The 22,999-nt window shown below is 46.0% G+C and carries 18 protein-coding genes; 7 read left to right on the top strand and 11 right to left on the bottom strand.

Translation table 11 applies throughout. The features are described 5' to 3' along the window. The first annotated feature begins 78 nt into the window (after positions 1-78). Positions 79-519, top strand: coding sequence for a protein-tyrosine-phosphatase (locus ACF8OV_RS03425; RefSeq protein WP_023584497.1), 441 nt, complete (start codon positions 79-81; stop codon positions 517-519). Between the two features lie 53 nt (positions 520-572). Beyond that, positions 573-2,744, top strand: coding sequence for a polysaccharide biosynthesis tyrosine autokinase (locus ACF8OV_RS03430; RefSeq protein WP_021450524.1), 2,172 nt, complete (start codon positions 573-575; stop codon positions 2,742-2,744). 64 nt (positions 2,745-2,808) lie between these two features. On the opposite strand, the gene ACF8OV_RS03435 is transcribed toward ACF8OV_RS03430, so the two are convergent. Together ACF8OV_RS03435 and ACF8OV_RS03440 are read right to left on the bottom strand one after the other, a co-directional pair. Beyond that, positions 2,809-3,180: a hypothetical protein gene (locus ACF8OV_RS03435; RefSeq protein ID WP_203503786.1), complete on the bottom strand. Its 372-nt coding sequence runs from the start codon at positions 3,178-3,180 to the stop codon at positions 2,809-2,811. Positions 3,181-3,187: 7 nt separating this feature from the next. After that, the gene (locus ACF8OV_RS03440) at positions 3,188-3,496 is read right to left on the bottom strand and encodes a monooxygenase (RefSeq protein WP_017447198.1); all 309 of its coding nucleotides are present in this window, start codon (positions 3,494-3,496) and stop codon (positions 3,188-3,190) included. A 109-nt stretch (positions 3,497-3,605) separates the two neighbouring features. Here ACF8OV_RS03440 and ACF8OV_RS03445 point away from each other — a divergent pair, with 109 nt between their 5' ends. The 3 genes from ACF8OV_RS03445 (at position 3,606) to ACF8OV_RS03455 (ending at position 7,753) form a co-directional block, all read left to right on the top strand. Further along, positions 3,606-4,496, top strand: a complete 891-nt coding sequence (locus tag ACF8OV_RS03445) for a LysR family transcriptional regulator (protein WP_147691311.1) — start codon at positions 3,606-3,608, stop codon at positions 4,494-4,496. A gap of 280 nt (positions 4,497-4,776) precedes the next feature. Next, on the top strand, positions 4,777-6,048 hold the full coding sequence (locus tag ACF8OV_RS03450) for a DUF1835 domain-containing protein (RefSeq protein WP_203503535.1): 1,272 nt from the start codon (positions 4,777-4,779) through the stop codon (positions 6,046-6,048). A gap of 400 nt (positions 6,049-6,448) precedes the next feature. Then, positions 6,449-7,753 carry a dicarboxylate/amino acid:cation symporter gene (locus tag ACF8OV_RS03455; protein ID WP_005458380.1) on the top strand — a complete coding sequence of 435 codons (1,305 nt, stop codon included), beginning with the start codon at positions 6,449-6,451 and terminating at the stop codon, positions 7,751-7,753. A gap of 104 nt (positions 7,754-7,857) precedes the next feature. Here the strand turns inward: ACF8OV_RS03455 and ACF8OV_RS03460 are convergent, their stop codons facing one another. The 4 genes from ACF8OV_RS03460 to ACF8OV_RS03475 all read right to left on the bottom strand — a co-directional run bounded on the left by ACF8OV_RS03460 (position 7,858) and on the right by ACF8OV_RS03475 (position 10,742). After that, entirely contained in the window at positions 7,858-8,232 is a 375-nt protein-coding gene (locus ACF8OV_RS03460) for a YkvA family protein (RefSeq protein WP_140068124.1), read from the bottom strand. Positions 8,233-8,403: 171 nt separating this feature from the next. Further along, positions 8,404-9,528 carry a M20 family metallopeptidase gene (locus ACF8OV_RS03465; protein WP_203503537.1) on the bottom strand — a complete coding sequence of 375 codons (1,125 nt, stop codon included), beginning with the start codon at positions 9,526-9,528 and terminating at the stop codon, positions 8,404-8,406. Positions 9,529-9,537: 9 nt separating this feature from the next. Then, on the bottom strand, positions 9,538-10,005 hold the full coding sequence (locus ACF8OV_RS03470; RefSeq protein ID WP_005458317.1) for a YjiG family protein: 468 nt from the start codon (positions 10,003-10,005) through the stop codon (positions 9,538-9,540). Then, positions 10,005-10,742, bottom strand: a complete 738-nt coding sequence (locus ACF8OV_RS03475) for a nucleoside recognition domain-containing protein (protein WP_005458324.1) — start codon at positions 10,740-10,742, stop codon at positions 10,005-10,007. Before ACF8OV_RS03475 ends, ACF8OV_RS03470 begins: the two co-directional genes overlap by 1 nt. Positions 10,743-11,190: 448 nt before the next feature. On the opposite strand from ACF8OV_RS03475, the gene ACF8OV_RS03480 reads away from it, so the two are divergent. Next, positions 11,191-11,478 carry a hypothetical protein gene (locus ACF8OV_RS03480; RefSeq protein WP_005484669.1) on the top strand — a complete coding sequence of 96 codons (288 nt, stop codon included), beginning with the start codon at positions 11,191-11,193 and terminating at the stop codon, positions 11,476-11,478. A gap of 96 nt (positions 11,479-11,574) precedes the next feature. After that, a complete protein-coding gene (locus ACF8OV_RS03485) occupies positions 11,575-12,291 on the top strand; it encodes a DsbA family protein (RefSeq protein ID WP_025507991.1) in 717 nt (238 codons plus the stop codon). 67 nt (positions 12,292-12,358) lie between these two features. Here the strand turns inward: ACF8OV_RS03485 and ACF8OV_RS03490 are convergent, their stop codons facing one another. The 5 genes from ACF8OV_RS03490 to ACF8OV_RS03510 form a co-directional block, all read right to left on the bottom strand. Continuing rightward, positions 12,359-14,419: an alpha-amylase gene (locus ACF8OV_RS03490; RefSeq protein ID WP_203503540.1), complete on the bottom strand. Its 2,061-nt coding sequence runs from the start codon at positions 14,417-14,419 to the stop codon at positions 12,359-12,361. A 180-nt stretch (positions 14,420-14,599) separates the two neighbouring features. Continuing rightward, positions 14,600-15,277 carry a monofunctional biosynthetic peptidoglycan transglycosylase gene (mtgA, locus tag ACF8OV_RS03495; RefSeq protein ID WP_005484665.1) on the bottom strand — a complete coding sequence of 226 codons (678 nt, stop codon included), beginning with the start codon at positions 15,275-15,277 and terminating at the stop codon, positions 14,600-14,602. A gap of 151 nt (positions 15,278-15,428) precedes the next feature. After that, positions 15,429-17,624, bottom strand: a complete 2,196-nt coding sequence (gene glgB / locus ACF8OV_RS03500; protein WP_373273433.1) for a 1,4-alpha-glucan branching protein GlgB — start codon at positions 17,622-17,624, stop codon at positions 15,429-15,431. A gap of 267 nt (positions 17,625-17,891) precedes the next feature. Next, complete coding sequence (malQ, locus tag ACF8OV_RS03505) at positions 17,892-20,072, bottom strand: 4-alpha-glucanotransferase (RefSeq protein WP_317676232.1); 2,181 nt, start codon at positions 20,070-20,072, stop codon at positions 17,892-17,894. A 117-nt stretch (positions 20,073-20,189) separates the two neighbouring features. Further along, the gene (locus ACF8OV_RS03510; RefSeq protein ID WP_020841521.1) at positions 20,190-22,643 is read right to left on the bottom strand and encodes a glycogen/starch/alpha-glucan phosphorylase; all 2,454 of its coding nucleotides are present in this window, start codon (positions 22,641-22,643) and stop codon (positions 20,190-20,192) included. Positions 22,644-22,999 lie beyond the last annotated feature (356 nt).

The following is a 22,999-nucleotide window of genomic DNA, read 5'->3' on the forward strand; positions in this document are numbered from 1 at the left end:
AGAACCGTTGTTGCTCTTCAGAACAAGATAGAGCATGTAGATTCGATTATTTAGCAATAGCTTAAATAGGGTGAGAACTTGTTTTCTAATATTCTCGTTGTCTGTGTAGGCAATATTTGCCGCTCCCCGACCGGGGAAAGACTTTTACAATCTTTGCTTCCTAATAAGCAAGTGGCTTCAGCAGGCTTAGCTGTCCACAAAAGTCATCTATCAGGAAAGCCCGCAGATCAAATGGCTGCAAACCTCGCCAGTGAACACGGTATTAGTTTAGACGGACATGAAGCACAACAATTAACACCAGAGCTCTGTGCTCAGTACGATCTTATACTGGTAATGGAAAAAGGCCATTTAGAAGCCTTAACAAAAATTGCTCCGGAGGCTCGTGGTAAAACCATGCTATTTGGACAATGGATCGAAGAAAAAAATATCCCTGACCCATACAGACAAAGCAGGGAAGCATTCGAGCATGCTTATGCGCTGATAGAAAAAGCTGCATTGGCATGGTCAAAAAAACTATAAGTCGAAAGACTATACATAAACGCTAATGGCAAGGTATTCAAGAAGTTAAAGTAATGACAACACAAACTATTAAACAATCACGTCAAGTCGACGATGAAATCGATTTGGGGAAGCTCTTTGGTATCATTCTTGATGCTAAGTGGCTCATTTTATGTACCGTCGTCCTATTTTCTATTGTAGGTGTCGGTGTTGCCATTCTATCTACACCTATCTACAAAGCTGATGCTCTGATTCAAATTGAAAGTAAGAGTTCAGGTGGTATTTCTGCAATGGTTGGTGATATGGGAGAATTGTTCTCCGCCGAATCATCTGCCACTACTGAAATTGAAATCATTAAATCTCGTATGATCTTGGGTGGCACTGTAGATAAGTTCAACTTAACAACCGTTGCATCTCCTAACTATATGCCAATCATTGGCAAAGGCTTAGCACGAATCCAAGGCGAGCAAATTAGCATTAACGTTACTCGTTTTAACGCTCCATCCTATGCGGTCGGAATTCCTCTAACATTAGAAGTTGTAGATGCAGAGCAGAAAGCATTCAAGCTAACTGAGGATAATGGCAGTGTCGTACTTGAAGGAAAAGTTGGTGAACTGCTTGAGAAGAATGGATACCAATTTTTAGCAACTGAATTAGTGGCTCAAACTGGTGACTCATTCACGGTCAGCAAAATCAGCAAGCTAGATGCAATTAACAAACTTCAAGAAAACCTTTCAATCAGCGAGCGTGGCAAGCAAACGGGAATTATCTCTTTAAGCTTCTCTGGCGAAGATCGTACTAAAATTCAAGCCATCCTGAACGATATTAGCCAAAACTACTTCTTACAAAATGTACAACGTAATTCCGCAGAAGCAGAACAAAGTCTTGAGTTTTTGAAAGGCCATCTACCAGATATCAAAACTAAACTGACGGCATCTGAAGATGTACTTAATCGATTCCGTCAAGAAAATGAATCCATCGATTTAGGCTTAGAAGCTCAATCAACATTGAAAGTGATGGTTGAATTAGAAGCGCAGTTGAACGAGCTTACATTCAAAGAAAGTGAGATCAGCCAACGCTTCACTCAGGATCACCCGGCATACAAATCGCTGCTTGATAAGCGTCAAACCTTGCTTAAAGAAAAAGAGCGCCTAAACAAACAAGTTCAAAAACTACCTAAAACTCAACGTGAAGTATTGCGTATGACACGTGATGTAGAAGTTAACCAACAAATCTACATCCAGCTATTGAACAAGGTGCAAGAACTCAACATTATCAAAGCAGGAACCGTTGGTAACGTTCGTATTCTTGATAGTGCTCAGTCATTTTCTAAACCAATAAAACCGAAAAAAGCACTCATCGTTGTTTTGGCGACGTTGCTAGGCGGTATGGCTGGCGTTGCATTCGTATTGATTCGCGCAGCCTTCCACCGTGGTGTAGAAACGCCTGACCAAATCGAGCAAATGGGCATTCCGGTATATGCAAGCGTCCCTAAATCTATTCAGCAGCTAGAGTTTGCAAGCAAACTGAAGCGCAATAAAAGCAAAGGCAACAATGAGTTGGTTTTACTTGCTGAAGCGAACCCTGCAGATTTATCTATCGAAGCTCTTCGAAGCCTACGTACCAGTTTGCACTTCGCAATGATGGAAGCGAAAAACAACGTGCTTATGATTTCCGGTCCAGCGCCTTCTATTGGTAAGACATTTGTCTCGACCAACTTTGCAGCCGTTGCTGCGAAAACAGGTCAAAAAGTGCTTCTTATTGATGCAGATATGCGTAAGGGTTACCTACAACAATGCTTCGGCCTACGTTGGGATAATGGTCTTTCAGAATACCTGAGCGGTAAAGTAGCACCTAGCAACATCATTAAATCGACGTCAATAGACAATCTAAATGTAGTTACTCGCGGTCAGGTTCCACCAAACCCTTCCGAGCTTCTTATGCACCCTCGCTTTAAGAGCTTTATTGATGATATGTCCGCTGAGTACGATCTAGTCATCATCGATACACCGCCTGTACTTGCAGTAACGGATCCAAGCATCGTTGGTGCACTTGCTGGCACCACATTGATGGTAGCTCGCTTCGACCAAACGACATTGAAAGAAATTGAGGTAGCACGTGGTCGCTTCGAGCAATCAGGTGTAGAAGTTAAAGGTGTGATTCTCAATGCGGTTGAGAAAAAAGCATCTAACTCATACGGCTATGGATACGGCTACTACAACTACGCGTACAAAAGCGAATCATGAATTAATCTAGATCGCTAATTTGACCAAATATGACAAAGCCCTGCTAGAAACAGCAGGGCTTTTTCTATTGCACTCTTAATTGCTTATACGTCAACAAACTGAGCGAGACAAAGAATATTGGGTCACTCCAACCAAAACCGACAAATACTCCTGTAATGCCGGCATAGGTAGTAATCACTGTCCCTAACCCATTAGTAATAAATAATGCTTTAAACAGCTGTTTCGCAGTCTTACCAGATTCCACATCTCGTAGCATCAAACTCACCGCAGCGATTCCACCTAAAAAGATCGACGTATGTTGCGATAAAAACAGCGCGTATTGGTCGTTAATTTGTACGCCATACATCGGCCACATCATGGTTGGTACAAAAAACAACGCAAAAGCGAATACCGTATATATGACGCCATGAACGGTTAGAAAAGTGCGGTTGGTCATCATCTCCTTATCCTCCAATAGGCCCTTGATTGATCGTCGTTAACGGCAGATTGATATCGAAGATTTGACCTCGTACTTCGACTACGCCCATTTTTCGTAAGCGTGCGGCATGCATTTCGAGATAAGCTTGCGCCGTGGCTTCATCTTCAAAAAGATAGATACCACCACCGAGTTTGTCTTTTTCGCTTTCCGTCCAAATTTTCCAAATCATACCCGGCTCTTGGTTAATTGACTGAGCTAAGTCGACCAAAGTATTCGACATCTCTTCACCAAACGGACCATGAAATTCAAAATCAACTTGCAATAATTTCGCCATCTTGAGTCTCCTCTTATTATTGACTCGCTTTCGATGACAAGATTATTACCTTTATAAAACTGACAAAAAAGTTCATAATTTTGCCATTAACTGTCTAAAAAATTGACTCATGAGACTAAAAACGACCTTAGAACAATGGCAAACGCTACAAGCGATTGATCAAGAAGGCAGCATTCAATCTGCAGCTTTGCTGCTCAACAAGAGCCATACCACATTGATCTACTCGGTGAGGAAGTTAGAAGACCAACTTGGCATTCAACTTATCGAAGTACGAGGGCGCAAAGCAGGTTTGACTGAGCACGGTAAAACCATACTGCGTCGTGCACAATCCATGCTTGAACAAGCGCGGGAACTGGAGGTCATCAGCGAGCAGTTAAAAAGTGGGGTGGAATCTCAAATCACGGTCGCAGTAGATCATCTTTGTGACCCTTGTTGGCTTTATGCACCACTCAGTCAATTTTTGGAGGACAACAACACGACCTCCGTTCAAGTGGTTGAAACGTCACTGAGCAAAACAACCGAAATGGTCGTAAATGAGCTCGCTGACATCGCAATCATCAACTTACCGATAACCAACTACCCTGCCGAAGCATTTGGCGTAACAACCATGCTGCCTGTAATCGCAGCACACCATCCACTCGCTAAAAAGCCGCATGTTTCCATCGACGATTTTGCAACCACCAGCCAAATTGTCATCCGTGACTTAGGCGATTCAGACAAAACGAAAAGAGACGTGGGTTGGTTACGCGCACGTCAGCGTATTACCGTCGATAACTTCGACCACGCTTTTCACGCCGTAGAGCAAGGCGCTGGATTTTGTCGGCTACCAGCGCACTTAGTCGCAGCCCGCAAGAGCGATAAAATTAAAGTATTGGAGGTCGAACACTCCCATCAATATCAGGTTGCGCTGCACCTCACTTTGCCCAAAGGAGCCAAAAGTGGTCCTGCGACTCAAGCGCTTTATCGTACTTTACTCAAAAGTGTAGAAACTCGAGCCTAGCGATAGTGGTATTGAGTTGAATCGCTAGTGTTATCGCCTATTGATTCTCCCTAAATATAGAGAAACGGCCATTTTGTGACGCTACACTCTCACAAAAGGTTGCACGAAGGATAGCGACCACCTACTATCACTCTGCTCATGCCTAAAGCACCCAACACTCGCGGAAAGAACTCGGTTCACGGCAATATCCTCACCTGCTTGGTTTAGCAGGCACAATCTGTTTTTACCTTCTTTTTAGCTTCTATTTAGGCGAGTGTGGAAGAAATAAGAAAGGTGAAATATGAACTCTACAAATAGCTTCTCGATCAATATCAATCAGCAAAAATCCATTGTTAAAAAAAGGCTCAAAGCTATCCGCCTATACGATGACGCTACGTTGGAGTTAGTTAAGCGATGTCACTCCAAACCAGAGTCATTGACTCCCAATACAATTCAATTGGCTGACGTTCAACATGCACTCGCAAGAGAACTGGGCTTATCCAGTTGGAGTAAACTAAAAGCTCATGTCGAAGAGCTAGAAGCGCACAAACGAGCCATCAAAGAACAAAAACCGCCCCTAGATGCGAAAGTAAAAACGCTACACGTTCGTTGTGGCCACGACATTCAACAACAACTTAAAGCCAGCGGATTTGAAGGGACATTTTTAGCCCTGATCGATCCGCTTTGTATTGGCCCCATACCAGCAACACCACAGAACTTCCTTGCCATTCGTGCCCAATATGTCGTAGAGACTCTGCTGCCTGTGATGAAGCGTGAAGACTCAGTGCAAGATATAGTCACATTGGAACAATCAAACCTCGAACTGTTGCAAAGTGATGTATTTGAACGAATCGTCTTTTGGGTCGAACATGACAGCTATGATCAATTGATGCTAATTCGTGCTCTAACACAGTTAGAGAATGTAGAGAACAAAGTGATAGAGATCATTGAGTTGAACCAGTTTCCGGGTACTGAGCGATTCATCGGCTTTGGGCAGTTGCCTGAAGAAGCTATTCGTTCTTGTTGGCGATATCGTAAACCCGTATCTGCTAAGTTATTGAGCCAAGCAAAGCAGTGTTGGCAAGCAGTGTCATGTTCCTCACCAAAAGCTATCGTCAGTTTGATAGAGCAACATCAACTGGATTGCTTACCGAACATGTCCGATGTGCTTAGGCGTCTCTTGCAAGAACTGCCTCATACCAATAGCGGTTTGAGCATGACTCAACAGCTTGCTTTAAATGTATTGAGTTCACAGCGTTCACCCATCTCTGTAACAGAGTGGTTCAAGCGGTATCAGCAAATTGAACCGCTGCCTTTTTTAGGTGATGTCATGTTTTACGCCCTACTGTTTCCACTTACTCAATCCGAAGTGCCGCTTTTCGCTATCGACTCAGTAGAGAAAAATTGGTGGGAACAAAAAGTTACTTTGACCGAATTTGGCAAAGCGTGTTTAACAGGCCAAAAGCGAGCAAAGCAATGTTACTGGGCGGGCGGAATGCGAATAAGCGAACATAATCATTGGCGTTGGGATCACCAACGGATCTCCTCACTATCTCACTACAAAAAATCGTAATTACACAACCTTGAGCTGCGATGCTATTGACTGTAGTGAGCATTAGCATCGCCGTCTGGATCCAAATACTATTACGACCTATCACCTATTTCACACTGCATAAACCGTAACTATTTATGCAAAAATCAGTTTCCGCCTCGAAGATATGCACATCATTCCTTATTTAACCAAAATGTAAGAATTCATTTCTATCGGTTGTATGTTCGATAAAAGTGTTAAAACTTGAAGTTTTCAACTAGCCATTTCGTTACAATTTAGTTAAAGTTCTATTTTTTATAGTGACAAAGTTCACATCTATTAATCAATCAGAGGATTATTCTTTCGTATTTTCCCACTCCACTGCTACTCTGCTCGCCGCTTTGAAGTGAACTCAAGGTGCATAACTATAAGGAGTGTTCTCATGAATACCAAGAAACCGATGTCGCTCACCAGCCGAGTAATTTTAGGTATGGTAGCGGGTATCTTGACAGGATTTGCAATTCGCACACTTTTTGCCGACAACGGATTTGTCGACGCATACATCGTTAATGGATTATTTGAAGTTGGTGGGCAGATCTTCGTCGCCAGCTTAAAAATGCTTGTCGTACCACTAGTGTTTGTTTCACTGGTTTGCGGCACGAGCTCTCTAAAAGACCTTTCTACATTGGGTCGCATGGGTGGTAAAACCCTTGCTTTCTATATAGCAACGACCGCTATCGCTATCACACTTGCGCTTACAATGGGCACGCTATTCCAACCGGGAGCTGGCGCTGATCTGACAGCAGCAAGCTCATTTAAGTCGGCAGAGGCGCCTTCTTTGGGTCAAGTGATCATCGATATGTTCCCAACCAACCCAATCAGCGCGATGGCAGAAGGTAAAACCCTGCAAGTGATCGTGTTTGCGGTTCTGTTTGGTGTCGCGATCAGCGCAGCAGGTAAGCCTGGTGAGCGAATTGCAGCATTCTTCTCTGATCTAAACGAAGTGATCATGAAGCTTGTAGCAATTTTGATGAACCTAGCTCCATATGGCGTGTTCTTCTTGATGGCGAAGTTGTTTACTGGTCTTGGCTTAAGTGCCATCGTCAACCTAGCCGAGTACTTTGTTGTGTTAGCGGGCACACTATTGCTTCACGGCCTAGTGACTTACAGTCTAATGCTAAAAGGCTTTACTGGCCTTAGCCCAATTACGTTCCTACGTAAGATGGAAGACGCAATCATGTTTGCCTTCTCAACGGCATCATCAAACGCGACCATTCCAGTGACAATGGAAACAGCAAAACACCGCATGGGCGTAGATAACCGTATTTCATCATTCACTGTTCCTCTAGGTGCAACCGTGAATATGGACGGCACAGCCATCATGCAAGGTGTCGCAACCGCGTTTATTGCTCAAGCATTCAATATTGATTTGAGCATGGGCGATTACATGATGGTTATCATGACCGCAACACTTGCGTCTATTGGTACTGCGGGTGTTCCTGGGGTGGGTCTTGTCATGCTTGCTATGGTATTGAACCAAGTTGGTCTGCCACTTGAAGGTATCGCGCTCATCATGGGTGTTGACCGTCTTCTTGATATGATTCGTACCGCGGTAAACATCACTGGTGACAGTGCAGTAACCGTCATTGTTGCGAAATCAGAAGGTGCATTGGATGAAGCTCGCTTCAACGACCCAATGGCAGGCGTTGCCGAAGAAGAAGTGCATCTTAAACGCGCTGACGCCTAAATCGTTCTGCGATTACCATTCTGAAATTACATAGTCCTGTCTAAAAGAAAGCCCCGATGGAAACATCGGGGCTTTTGTTTTCTCCGCGTCTAGAAATGCTCTTTCTAATCCGCCATCGAATTCAGTTTTTCTCTGGCTTGTGCTTCGTGTTCTTTAGTGATGGCATTGCCGACAGAGTTAGCGGCTAAGGTAAGCGCTGCCATGTCATCGGTAAAGCCGACGCCAGCTAGTACATCTGGCACTATATCGGTTGGTAATACGAAGTAAGCCAACGCGCCACCTAAAATCGCCTTATGGCGAACGGCGGTGTTGGAATCTGTCATCGCGAGCCATGATTTTATGCCCATTACGGCAATTTCTTCACCCGCTTTCTTAACCGACCCTTTCATTTTTCGCCAGAAGGTTTTCTCATCTGGCGCTTGCATCGTTTGATCTTTGGCGTCTTTCGGCGCCGATTTTACAGACATTGTTGTGGTCATCGTTGCCTCCGAAATTTATGACTGTGGCCAACATATTAATAAATCGAACCTGAACGCAAGATTAATAACAAGAAATGATAGTAAAGTGAAACAAAAACACAGATAGAAAAATCCCCAAACCGAAGTCTGGGGATCGTGATGTTGGGAACCAAGCTTTAGAAGGAGAATGCCTTATTGAGCAATCTTCTCCAGTACACGCATCAGCATTTTGATTCGTGGCTCGATAGACTCAAGCAACAAGTACTCTTGGTCACTGTGGAAACCTGCACCGATAGGTCCTAGACCATCCAAAGTTGGAACGCCAAGAATTGCCGTATTGTTTGCATCAGAGCCGCCACCCACTTCTTTCCAGTTGATGTCGATAGCCAGTTCACTTGCTGCTTCTTCAACTAATGCCATCAAGCTTTCAGTTTGTGCGCTTGGCACCATAGAAGGTTTATAAGCTTCACGTACCAACTCGATGCTAACGCCATCAACGAATGGTGTTTCCAGCATGCCGTTTAGCTTGCTATCGACATCATCGTATTCTTCATTACTCCAGAAACGCACATCCAAGATCGCTTCAGCGTGCTCAGGGACGATGTTTGCGCCGTTACCGCCAGACACAATACCCACGTTTAATGTGGTGCCAGATTCGAAGTTCGTCATAACATTGATTGCGAGAATCCAGTTCGCCATCTCGGTAATTGCACTGCGGCCATTTTCTGGCTCGTTGCCAGCGTGGGCCGCCACGCCGTTAAACGTGATTTTGTAACGCGCCATGCCTTTGCGCGCTTTGACTAAACCGCCGTCTGCGCGTGCTGCTTCTGCCACCAATACGTTTTTCGCGTTTTTTGCAACAGATTGAATCCAGTCGACCGAATCTAACGATCCGGTTTCTTCGTCTGGGTTCATGCAGATACAAATCGACAGTTTATCCAGCACCGCTTGGTCGAGGTTACGCATCGCGTACACAATATTCAGCAAGCCAGATTTCATATCCGAGACACCCGGACCGTACGCTTTGTCAGCGTCTTGAGACATAGGACGTAATCCAGCGGTGCCGACAGGGAACACGGTATCCATGTGACCAATCAGCATCACGTCAACTTGCTCAGCCTCAGGCTTGTTTCGAACTTCAAGACCGATGCCCGCTCTGCCACAGTCGATGCGTTTTACGCTCCAACCAGACATCGCTTGGTACTTCTCTTCAAATTGAGAAGCGATAAACTCAATGCCATCAGTGGTGTACGTGCCACAATCGACATTGATGAGAGGACGAAGTTCTTCGAGATATTCATTGAGAGAAAACTGCATGATTGCCCCCTAAACAAACAAGTTCATGACTAGCATTGCGCCAAATGCGTTCAATACGGAAATCGCAATCATGATTGGGATGTAACGACCTTCAGTACCGATAGGTCCCATAATTCGACCCATGTACTGAACCTGAGAGCCCATTAGGTAAATTGCAGGTGCAAGAATCGCGATGTGTGTACCGTTCAAGATGCCTTGGTCAAACAATGTGATAACCACGCCAACTGCGCCGCCCATCGACATCCAAGCACCAATCAGCACCGCAGCCGCTTCACCTGGCAAACCAAAAACCGCCATTACTGGAGAAAACACCGAGCCCATCAAATCCAACGCGCCAGTGATCTGCAACGCCTTAATGATGACAAACGCCATAAGAACGTTAGGCACGGTTGATGTTGTCGCAATAACCCAGCCTTTTTTAGCGCCTTCAACGAAAATATCCGTCACCATCGGCTTACTTACTTTTACGTCACTCATTACGCCGTCTCCTCTTTTAAGTTCTCAGATTTGCTTTTCTCTTGCTTGTCTTCTTTACCTTCTGTGATGTTTAGATAGATACGGAATAAGTTCGCACCCACAATTTTAAACAAAAACATCACCACAACCGCCAAACCAATAGAAGATGTTACGGCAAGCGAGCCATCCGCCATCGTCAGCGTAAACAGCACCGCCCCTGAGGAGAAAAAGTTAACAATGGTGGCACCAGCAGTGAACTGGAACATAGTGAACACATCGGTTTCGCGTTTGGTGAGATGGCCTTCATCTTTAAGCTGACGAGTCATCGCCGCGCCCGCGTCGGTACTTTGCAGCGAAGCGATAAGAGCCAAACCAGAGTTACCCGGAATACCCATAATTGGACGAAGAAGCGGCGTTAACAGTTTGCGTGCCGCTTCTAGTGCACCATAGTGCTCAAGTACATTGATCATACCCAGTGCGAACATAACGGTAGGAATCAAAGTAAGTGCAAAAATGAAACCGTCACGTGCACCGCTACCACCAGTACCACGAAGCGACGTTGTTGCAACTTGCACACCGTCAGCCGTTTCGGTGACACCATAAGCCACCTTGCCAAAAGAGCCATTCAACGTGGTGAAATCAAATACGCCATACCATTCGTTCGATTGCATTAGACCAGAAAAGAAGACGACCGCAAACGCCAGTGCAACGTAGCACCCCAGCGTAACCTTGCGCTCGGTTTGAACAGGATTTTTCATAACATTACCTACACATGTGGGACAGGACACATATGTTCACCCGAATAATGTGCTAGAGAGATGATCAAAATCAATCCGCCTGCCGAACATTCTGGTGACTCAGTTATGAAGTTTTGTTTTATGATTTTAATCACATTTGAAAGATAATAAAAATTTTTGCTAACAATTAGGTATATTAATCTATATCGATACCTCAGGACTTCTTCATCAATCCGACCAATGATTCTAACGAATATTGCTTTCTACAACATTCATGACGTACTTCATACTTTGGCATTGAGGCGATATCGATTAACTCGAAAGTAACATTCCATAATGAAATTTAGGTTAGGATTGTCCGGTCATATGCAAACGGCATAAACCAGAATCAACAGGACTAGGCAGCCCATTGTTACGCTCACAACCTAAAATAGCCAACTGGACACTCGCCCTCGTGTTTTGGGTGGTGATGGTATGTTTGAGCCAAAACTCCGGCTTCTCGAAAAGCTGCCCTAAGGCTCACCAAATACAGAGTCAGCAAAATGAAAGCGTGAATTTATCACCATCTTGCGACCTTTCAGAGAAGCTGGTTCAAGCGTACCAACACCAGTTTGATCATATTCTTATTCCATTTTTTCTGTTTGCTTTGATTGTGGCGCTGCCGATGGCATCCACAGCAATTCGTTATCTGGAATACACAGAACCGATACGGGAAAAGTATCGGGTTCACCTAAAACTTTGCGTGTTTAGAGAATAAACCCAGCAAGGCGAGAAACCCGCTCGCCTGATTTTTGTACGTATTTTATTCACTTCACACAACAAACAACGAAATCTAAAAGTTTTAGGAAATATTATGACATTCACTCGTACACTTTTGGCGTTAACGATGGCTATCGTACCTGCCGTATCTTTCGCATCAGAAAAGACCTCAGAACAAAAGCTAGAGGAAATTACTCAGATACTAAAAGAGAACCCTCAAATTCTTGATTCATTGCACCAAAACCTGCAAGAGTACATTGCGTATCAACAGTCATTTGGCGACACCTTGAAGGAGGTTCGTCACTATCTAAATGATGGCAAACATTCCTCTTTTGGTGCTGAAACCCCAGAGTTAACCATTATTAACGTAACGGACTACAGTTGCCCTTTTTGTAAACGTTTAGAAGGAGAACTGGTCAAAGTTGGTAAGGAATATCCGCAGATAAAAGTGCTTAACCTCAATGTCTCTTTTAAAGAACAATACGAGAAAAACGGCTACAACTCGGCAAGTTACGCATTAAATGTTTGGCAAAACCAGCGAGATAAGTACGAACAAGTGCATGAGTTATTGGTGAAAAAACCGGGCGCACATGATGCACGTTCGTTAAAACAAATCGCGCAGAAAACGGGGACAGAAGCGCAACTTGTCGACGACAAAGAGACCAAAGCGCTGCTTGATAAAAACTATCAGTATTTCACGCAACTTGGTTTACGCGGCACGCCCGCGTTGATCATTAATGATCAGATCATTCCTGGTTATGTGCCGTTTGACGAGCTAGAAAAAGTCATCGACCAAGAACTGGCGAACTAAAACAATAGAGCCCTTCCCTGATAACTCAAGGAAGGGCTTTATATTTACCGACATAAAGAGCGTTTAGTTACTTATCACGTCCTACAAACGCCACGACGACTTTGTCATTGCCAAGCGAACGGGAGAAAACGTACGCGCCTTCCTGTTCAATCACTCGATGCTGACCTGCGCCAATGGCAGGGTGTGCTTGACGGAACTGACCAAGGGTTTGCCAGTGTTTCAGCAAAGCTTGTTTGTCATCAGATAGCTTCCAAACCATGTCTGAACGTGTGCCTTGGTGGAAATCATCCGCATAAGGGCCAATGTTACGGCCTACTTCATCGCCATAATAAACCTGAACCGCTCCTGGGCTAAGGAGCAATGCGTTCGCGGCATTACGTTGCATGCCGTAATCTTTAAAACGTGAGAAGAACAACTCCGTATCGTGAGAAGACATGTAACTGACTGGGTTGAAGTCTTTCTCGTTCGCGATAGTGTCCGCATAGCTTTGGTAAGTGTCTGCCATTTGGCTAAAGCACGCCGCGCCTTTGTCTAGCTTCTTCTGCATATCGAAGTTGATCAACGCGTCAAAACCATCATCGAAATAAGGGCTGCGATACGCGGTGTGTCCCCATACTTCGCCCATCATCCAGAACGGCTGACCTGATTTGCCATTTTCTTTACGCCATTGTTCTAGGCTGTTCGATGCTTCCTCTTTTAGACGCTTCCAAACTTCACCTTCGACGTGCTTCACCGTATCGACACGGTAACCATCAATGCCAAAGCGTTTCACCCAATCAGTTTGCCACTCAATTAGGTAGTCCGAGACGGTGTAATTGTCACGCGCCTCAACGCGAGTACCAGGGTTATCCAATAGCCACTGCGCGGGCTTCACTGCTTTGTCTGATTCAGTGATGAAATCTGGCAAGCCAGCAAGAGACATCGTAATGTCGCTACTGCCCGGAGCTGGGTAACCCGGCAAGCCGGTTCTTACCCAATCGCCGCCCCACCACTTCGCCCAGTTCGGACTCTGATAATCAATATTCTGGTGGTAGCTATGCCAACTTTCGCCTGCTTTTGGTTGCCAGTCGCCCCATTTCTTGGGCAGTTCGGCATTAGGCTTTAACACATCGATACCGTCGAACTGTAGATCTGCCAATGTTGAGTAACCAGAATGGTTGATAACCGCATCCATCAAGACTTTGAGGCCACGCTTGTGCGCCTCTTCCACCAGCGTTTTTAAATCTTCTTCGTTACCGAAGTTCTCATCAATCTTGGTGAAATCGCGCGTCCAGTAGCCATGGTAAGCATAAAACGGGAATGAGCCACTATCACCACCACCGACAAAGCCGTGCACTTGTTCAACGATTGGCGACAACCAAATCGCGTCTGTACCTAGGCTCTTGATGTAATCCAGTTTCTCAATTACACCTTTAAGGTCACCGCCGTGGAACGTGCCAACTTCATCTTTGCCGTCTTTTTTGCGACCATAACTGTTGTCGTTACTTGCGTCTGCGTTGTTGAAACGGTCAACCATCACGAAGTAAATGTTCGCGTTTCGGTAATCAAATGGCACCGCTTCTTTGGTTTTCTGCACAGGCTCTAGCAGCACTAGGCCGCCAGAGTCTTTACTTGGCGTCAGTGATACTTTCTGCTCTTTCACTTCAACCATTTGACCTGAATAAGCATCGCGTAACTTGGTGCTTTCAGGAAAGCTATCCCCCAGAGCGATCGTCACTTCTCCGCCTTGGTAAACCCCACATTGTACTTGCGGGATCGGGCGTTTAAATTCGGTTTTTGCTGCTTTTTTCGGCTCTCGCTTAAACAGCAACGTCTTAGCCGCGTCGTCATACGCGAAGGAATAGTCGCCAGTAAAGCGAACTTTGAGTGGCAGTTCGGTCGGCTTGCCACAATTTAGCGCGATAGGTTTGTTGAACTTCACTTTCTGACCATCAGGTGCAACGCAGTCACCTTCAACGCCCGTGATTTTAAGCGTGTATCCGTCTTTGGTTAGAGGCACAACCAAAGGCTGCTCTGCACTTAGCGGGAAGTCACGGCTGTTGGTCGTGGTAGAAATGGTGATGTTAGGCTCGGCGATGGCACTTGCCGACGCAAGCAGTAAAGTAGTGGTAATCAGGTTCAGTTTCATCGTTCAGTCCATTGGCAGCACATGGTAACCATGCACATTTATTAGTTTTATTCACACTAATTGTGCCTAGATAAGAAACTGAACACATCATTCTAACTGCCTACGCCCCAAAGGTCGTGACGCTTCACATTTTATTGATATAGGGGCGTAGTTCTATTTAAGCGCAATGGATTGAGGGAGTTAAAGTTGCACGCTGCCAAGATTGCTCATTTGATTCATCGCCCATCTTGTGCGGCGAGCAGTGTAATCACTTTGTGGATAGACTTTGATTCGATATGGGTTTGGCAACACCACGGCTAAACGCGCTGCTTGCCACTTCGAGAGTTGCTTTGCACTGACACCAAAATAATTCTGCGCTGCCGCTTCAGCGCCGTAAATACCGGGACCAAATTCAACCACATTTAGATACACTTCGAGAATGCGCTCTTTACTCCACATCAGCTCCATCAGCAAGGCAAAGTAAAGCTCATAAGCCTTGCGAACGTAGGAGTGAGATGGAAACAAAAACACATTTTTCGCAGCTTGTTGGGTAATGGTGCTCGCGCCTCTCGACGGACCATTATCACCTGCCTCGGAAATAACGTCGAATAGCGACTCGAAATCGACACCATAATGATGAGGGAATTTTTGGTCTTCGGTCGCAATCACCGCTAACTGCATATTTTTTGAGATACGCGACAAGGATACCCATTCGTGTTGGCTGCTGTCTGGATAGTTCTTTGGTGGCGCAACAATGCGGCTTAACTTCCATCCCCATATTGGTGGATCGACATATTTCACCACACCAACCAAAACGATTGGGGCAATCAGTAATATCAACACCATTTTAAATAGAAATGACTTAAGCCTTTTCAACATGAGTGGTTCCCCAATGCATTAGCGATTGATGATAAACAAACCAGCGAGATTGCCTGATTCAATCAGGAACAACAAGTTTTTGAGGTAAAAAATAGGTCAAAAAAAGCCCGATTTACAATGTAAAACGGGCTTAGAATTTGATTAGACTGAATTATTTATTCAGCTTGTAGAACACGGTTGAAAGTGGTGGTAAACGAAGCTCAAGTGATTGAGGCAGTGATTCACTTTCGACTTTTTCCGTTTTCACACTGGTCAGCACTTTAAAATCGCTGCCGCCGTATTTGCTGTCGTCCGTGTTCAGCAGCAGTTCGTATTGACCTGCATTTGGAACGCCTAAACGGAAACGCTCGTGTGGTACGGGCGTAAAGTTGGTGATGATGAGAATACGCTCACCTTCTTTACTGATACGCTCGTGCGCTAGGATACTCGCATCCGCTTCGTCTTGTAGACGCCACTCAAAACCCGCAGGGACACAATCTTGATCGTGCATCGCCGCTTCATTTCGGTACAAGTGGTTCAAATCTCGCATCAGCTTTTGGACACCTTGATGACGCTCATATTCCAGCAAGAACCATTGCAACTGATCATCGTGGTTCCACTCCGCCGTTTGGCCGATTTCCGCGCCCATGAAGTTCAGCTTTTTGCCCGGTTGACCATACATGTAACCGTAGTATGCACGTAGGTTTGCGGTTTGCTGCCATTCATCACCCGGCATCTTGTTATGGATAGAGCCTTTGCCGTACACCACTTCGTCGTGAGAGAGAGACAAGACGTAGTTCTCGCTGTGCGCATAAACCAGCGGGAATGTGATGGTATTGTGGTGGTATTTGCGGTGAACAGGATCTTCTTTGATGTATGAAAGACTGTCGTGCATCCACCCCATATTCCACTTGAAGCCAAAACCTAAACCACCCATAAAGGTTGGCGCAGACACCCCCGGAAACGCCGTTGACTCTTCCGCAATCGTCATCGCATTCGGGAAGTGCTTGTACACTTCTTCGTTCATCCATTTTAAGGTTGCGATTGCGTCGTAGTTTTCATTACCACCGTCGACGTTCGGTACCCACTGATCGTGACTACGTGAATAATCGAGATAGAGCATCGATGCGACTGCGTCCACGCGAATGCCATCAATATGGAATTGTTCAAACCAGTACAGCGCATTCGATACAAGGAAGCGACGCACATGTTCACGGCCTAAATCATAGATGTATGAGTTCCAATCTTGGTGCCAACCGCGACGTGGGTCCGGGTCGTGGAACAACGGTGTGCCGTCAAAGTTTGCTAAACCGTGGTCATCCGATGGAAAATGCGCCGGAACCCAATCCAGCACCACACCGATACCAGCTTGGTGACACGCATCCACAAAGAATTTGAAATCATCAGGAGAACCGTAACGGCTAGTTGGCGCAAATAAGCCAACGGGTTGATAGCCCCATGAACCATAGAATGGATGCTCAGACACAGGCATCAGCTCAACGTGGGTGTAGCCCATATCCACAAGGTATGGCACCAACTGCTCCGCGAGTTCGCGGTAGTTGAGGAAATCACCTTTCTCGTCGCGCTTCCATGATCCAGCATGCAACTCATAAAACGATAACGCTTCATCACGCTTTTGTGTCACTGCGCGGTTTTGCCATTTCGCATCTTGCCATTGGTAACGCTTGTGATCGTAAGTAATGGATGCGAACGATGGGTATTGCTCAGAGTAGAAACCCCAAGGGTCTTGTTTGTGTGGCAGCCCTTCCCCATTTGGCCCTTTGAGCTCAAATTTGTACTGAACGCCTTCTTCTAAGCCAGGAATGAACAAACCCCAAATGCCATAATCTAAACGTTGCATTGGGTGACGACGACCATCCCATTGGTTGAAGCAACCGACAAGGCTAACAGCCGATGCATGCGGAGCGTAGACAAGGAAACGAACACCGGAAATGTTTTCACCGCCACGTTCTAGCGTGACAAAGTGTGCGCCCATGTAGTGATACATGTCTTTTGGCGTATGCAGATGCTCGTACTCTTGGTAGATATTGTGGTACTGGTACGGGTCATCAATAATTTGTTCAACACCATTCCAATCGACCGCTAAACGGTAGTGGGTCAGGTGTAAATCGCGTTGCTCTTTTAAGATAAAACCGCTGTCGCCATCGCGTTCAAGCGCCACGCGAGGTTCACCATTAACAAGCAGTTCAACCTTGTTTGCGCCCGGCATCCACACTCGCAGCGAACCTTCGCCGTCATCAATGAATGGGCCCAACGCCGCAAATGGATCTGAGTAAGCCGCCTCAGAAAGCAGTTCGTACGCGCGTTCGTGTTTTTTCTTTATTTTCTTTGTTTTGGTGATTTTCAAATCTTTCTCCCTAGAGCCAATATTCGTTTGAACCGAATGTTGGTTTCTCCACAGCCAACGTTGTGAACTCACAAAAGACTCCGCTTCTCACGTTCGTCGCGTAAACGGCGTCAAAATACAAAAATGCCCGCTATTGTCGCGGGCATAATAACGGTACTTCATCCTAACGGATTGTGTGGTTTGAATGAGTGACCTAGACGGAACTTTCGTACCTCTGAGCTAACAAAATTAGTAATCCGCTCATTCATCTACGTCACTCTACGCATCTTATTTGCTCGCCTGTGCGCGAACTTCTGTAAGGCGTTTAGAAATGCGATTCACGTCTTCACGACTGAAGATTTCATCTAGGTTCATCGATAGCTTACGACGCCAGTTTGGATACTCATCAACTGTGCCAGGAATGTTGACCGGTTGATCCATTTCTAGCCAGTCTTCAAGCTGAACGCTAAGCAGTGCAGAATCACCCGCCGCAACGTGCAATTGAAGCGCTTCGCTTAGGTATGAATCCATTGGTACGAACTGCGCATCATGGCCAATGCCTTCTGGCAAGTAACCGTGCCAACGAACGCTGTCTAGGATGCCTTGTTTGCACTTCAAGCGGTCAGCGAATAAGCCTTCCAACTGTTTTTCATCTGGGTACAGACCAATCTCACGACCCATTTTCAAGTCATCACAGTGCCAGAAACCGCGTAGGGTTGGCATGTCGTGCGTACACAATGCCGCCATAGACTGCTCTGCGTAATGCTTCGGAGAAATAAAGCCGCCGTCCTCTTTTGAGGTTTCGAAGAAGAAGACTTTGTACGAATGCACGCCCGCATCACGTAGGATATCAACGATTTCATCTGGTACAGTACCTAAGTCTTCACCAATCACAGAGCACTGATGGCGGTGCGACTCAAGCGCTAGGATTGCGAGCATGTCTTCCACTGGGTAGTACAAGTACGCGCCTTCTGTCGCTTTCTCGCCTTTTGGAATCCACCATAGACGCAATAGGCCAAGTACGTGGTCGATACGCAGTGCGCCACAATGCTTCATGTTGGCACGTAGCAACTTGATGTACGCATCGTAGCCTGTCGCTTCCAACACTTGAGGGTTAAGCGGTGGCAGACCCCAGTTTTGACCTAGAGGGCCAAGAATATCTGGTGGCGCACCGATGCTTGCATCCAGCACTAGGTTGCCTTCATCCGCCCATGTTTCACTGCCAGAATCTGCAACACCTACAGCAAGGTCGCGGTACAGACCCACAGCCATGCCTTTTTCTTCAGCTAGGGCTTGCGCATCTTTGATTTGATCGTCTGCGATCCATTGTAGGTACATGTACAAGTGAACGCGATCTTGGTTGTCTTTGATGTATTTCTGAGTGCCAGCCGCGTCGAATGTGCGGTATTTCTCAGGGAATACAGGCCAACCCCAAACGCCAGAATCTTCAGCGTGCAAATCTGCATGAAGCGCATCAAATGCCGCTTGGTGCAATAAACTTTCGCCGCCCTTCTCTACGAAATCTAAGAATGCGCGAGCGCGGTCCGTGTTTTTATCGAGATGACGAGCCTTGAACTCACTAAATAGCAGCGGCAATACGCTCATTTTTAGTTGAGAAACTTCGGTGTAGTTCACCCAATGTGAGTCACGCGCTTTTTGTAGACGTTGTTGGAACTCTGCGCTGCCCACTCGCTGTTGTGCTTCTGCACTTAGCGCAAACTCAGGTACAGAGCTTACGTCGATGTACATGATGTTCAGCCAGCGACGAGAAGACGGGCTGTATGGGCTCGCACCTTCTGGGTTTGCTGGGAAAAGTGAGTGAATTGGGTTCAAGCCAATGAAGTCACCACCACGAGAGGCAATGTCACTCACCAACTGTTTTAGGTCACCAAAATCACCGATGCCCCAGTTATGCTGAGTACGCAGTGTGTAAAGCTGAATGCTTGGACCCCACAGTTTTTTGTGTTGGTTTAGGTCTTCTTGTTTGAAACACGCTTTCGGTGTGATGATCAATGACATCTCGTAAGGCGTTTTACGACGCTTGCGACTGATGATCAGTTTGTGGTAACCCCATGCCAAGTTCTTTGGCAATGCAAACACTAGAGGGCCACCCTCAGCACGCTCATCACGAACAATTTGAGACTGAAGATAGCCTTCAAGTACCTCTCCTTGTTCTGTTTCTAAACGCCAGCTGAATTCACTCTCACGAGCACTCGTACCTAGGTTTAGTTCCACTTCGACTGGTTCGCCGTCGCGTAAAACAAGAACAGGGGCTAGTACGTCTTTCTTATGTTTCTTTTCAGCAGAAGCCAATAGTTTTTCATCGCTGCTAGTATCGTAGCCTAGTGAAGTGAGCAAGCGGCGTAGAGTCTCGTCAGAAACTTTTGCCTCGTCTCCCCACGCGCTGACATAGCTATCAGCCAATCTCGCCATTTCCGCGACTTTCTTTAATGCTGTTTGTTCTTTCATCGCTTTCTCCGAAGGTAATACCAACACCTTCCATGTAGGGTTTTATTGTTATCAATAACGTAAGTTTGCAAATGACCAAAGGTAGCGCTTGGCTACCTTGGTCTTAACTCTGTTCTATTAACGGTGAACCGCTTCTAGTTTCCAGATATTGTTCACGTAGTCGCGAATTGAGCGGTCTGAGGTGAACTTACCAACAAGGGCGGTATTAAGAATGGCTTTCTTCGCCCAGCCAGCTTGGTCTTTATATTGTTTGCCCATCTCTTCGTGCGCTTTCACATACGATGCGAAGTCCGCAAGACATAGGTATGGGTCACCGCCATCCAGTAGGCTATCGTACGTTGCACGTAGTAGGCCCGGTTGACCTGGAGTGAATTCTTCACCCAGTAGTAGGTCCATGGACGCTTTAAGTAAGTGATCCGCGTTGTAGTAGTCAAATGGGTTGTAACCTTGAGCTTTTAGCGCTTTCACACCTTCAACGTCTAGACCGAAGATGTAGATGTTTTCATCGCCCACTTCTTCACGAATTTCAACGTTCGCACCATCCATCGTACCGATAGTTAGGGCACCATTTAGCGCCATCTTCATGTTACCCGTACCTGATGCTTCTTTACCCGCTAACGAGATTTGTTGAGAAACGTCAGCCGCAGGGATGATGATTTCAGCCATGCTCACGCGGTAGTCAGGAATGAATACCACTTTCAGCTTGTTACCGATGCGAGGGTCGTTGTTCACCTTGTCTGCGATCTTGTTGATTGCGAAGATGATTTCTTTCGCTAGGTGGTAACCCGGTGCGGCTTTCGCTGCGAAGAACACAACGCGTGGCGTGCACTCAAAACCTGGTTCGTTAAGAATACGGTGGTACAAAGACAGTACGTGTAGCAAATCTAGGTGCTGACGTTTGTACTCGTGCAGACGCTTGATTTGAACATCGAAGATAGCGTTAGTATCGAGCTCGATACCCATGTGCTCTTTCACCCAGTTTGCTAGGCGCTCTTTGTTCTCTTTCTTCACTGCCATGAATTCTTTTTGGAATTTCGCGTCAGTCGCGTACTTAGCAATGCCTTCTAACTGCTCAAGTTTCGCTGGCCATTCTGCGCCTACTTTCTCAGTGATAAGCTGAGACAGGCCTGGGTTACAGAATTTCAACCAACGACGTGGCGTGATGCCGTTTGTTACGTTGTGTAGACGTGTTGGGTACATTTCATGGAACTCTGGGAATAGGTCTTTCTTAACCAATTCAGAGTGAAGTGCTGCTACACCGTTTACTGCGTAAGAGCCGATTACACATAGGTTTGCCATGCGAACCATACGGTGGAAACCTTCTTCGATGATAGAAAGCTTCTGTTGTTTCGCGACATCACCCGGCCACATTGCACGTACGTCTTGTAGGAAGCGGTGGTTGATCTCGTAAATGATCTCCATGTGACGTGGTAGTAGGTGCTGGATTAGCGACTCTGGCCATGTCTCTAGTGCTTCAGGAAGTAGCGTATGGTTGGTATACGCGAATGTCTTAGAGCTGATTTCCCAAGCCGCTTCCCAAGTTAGACCTCTTTCGTCCATCAGGATGCGCATTAGTTCAGGAATCGCAATCGTTGGGTGCGTATCGTTAAGCTGGATAGTCTCTTGCTTAGGTAGATCCGCTAGCGAGTAGCCTGCTGCTTCGTGGCGACGTAGGATGTCGCGTACAGACGCTGCTGAGTGGAAGTACTGTTGCATCAGACGCAGTGTTTTACCTTTCTCGTGGTTGTCGTTCGGGTAAAGCACTTTAGTGATGTTACCTGCGTCGATCAGTGCGTGTTGCGCTTCGAAGTAATCACCGTTGTTAAAGCTTGCTAGTGAGAATGGTGCAATCGCCTGACATTCCCAAAGACGTAGCGGGTAAACTGTGTCTGATTCGTAACCTACGATAGGCAGATCCCAAGGCATTGCTTTTACAGACATGCCAGGAACCCATTTGCGAACTTCTTTACCGTCTACATTAACAACTTCAACGTGACCGTAAAAACCGATTTCTTGCGCCAGCTCAGGACGAGCCACTTCCCAAGGGTAGCCTTCCACACCACGCCATGCGTCTGGTGCTTCTTGTTGGCGACCGTCTTTGAACGACTGCTTAAACAGGCCGTATTCGTAGTGAAGGCCGTAGCCCACTGTTGGGAACTCTTGAGCAGCACATGAATCCATAAAACATGCAGCCAGACGACCAAGACCACCGTTACCAAGTGATGGATCGCGCTCTTCTTCTAGAAGGTCAGTCAGGTTATGACCTAACTCAGCCATTGCTTCTGTTACTTGTTCGTACAGGCCCATGCTGATTAAGTTGTTGCCCGTTAAACGGCCAATAAGGAATTCTAGTGAAAGGTAGTTAACGCTCTTCGCTTGTTGGATGCGAGGATCAGTTTCTGTAGCAAGCAAATCAAAAGTAGTGAACTCAGCCAGTGCGCGACCCATTGCTAGGTACCATGCGCGGCTGTCTGCGTTTTCAACCGTGTGAGCGTAAGTTACTGAAAGGTGTTTCTTAACGCTGTCTTGGAAGGACTTCTTGTCAAATTGTTTCTGTTGAGTAGGTTTCATTACGAAATTCTCACGTCTTTTAGTAATTCATCTGCCATACATCGTGCATTTACCTCTGTGAATAAACATCCTCCTAATTCTCCTCCTTTGCAGGAGGAGGGGTGAGGGCGTAGAGGGGGGACCATAAGGAAGTTAGTGATCCAAATCTCAACACGACGTCCTTGGCTCCTATTCTTAGTGATTTTGATCACAACCAAATATGAGAAAGGTTAAAGATTGTTCATGACGCTTTTTATTGCCCTTTTCACCTATCATGCAAAAAGTGTCTTACCGATCACATTAGCTTCGTTAACATCGAGAAATTTTTCGCAAGAGATGTGCAACACAATCTTAATAGCACCAACACCAAAGACATT

The sequence above is a fragment of the Vibrio sp. GLN_1 genome (genome assembly GCF_043106015.1).
Classification (GTDB): domain Bacteria; phylum Pseudomonadota; class Gammaproteobacteria; order Enterobacterales; family Vibrionaceae; genus Vibrio; species Vibrio parahaemolyticus.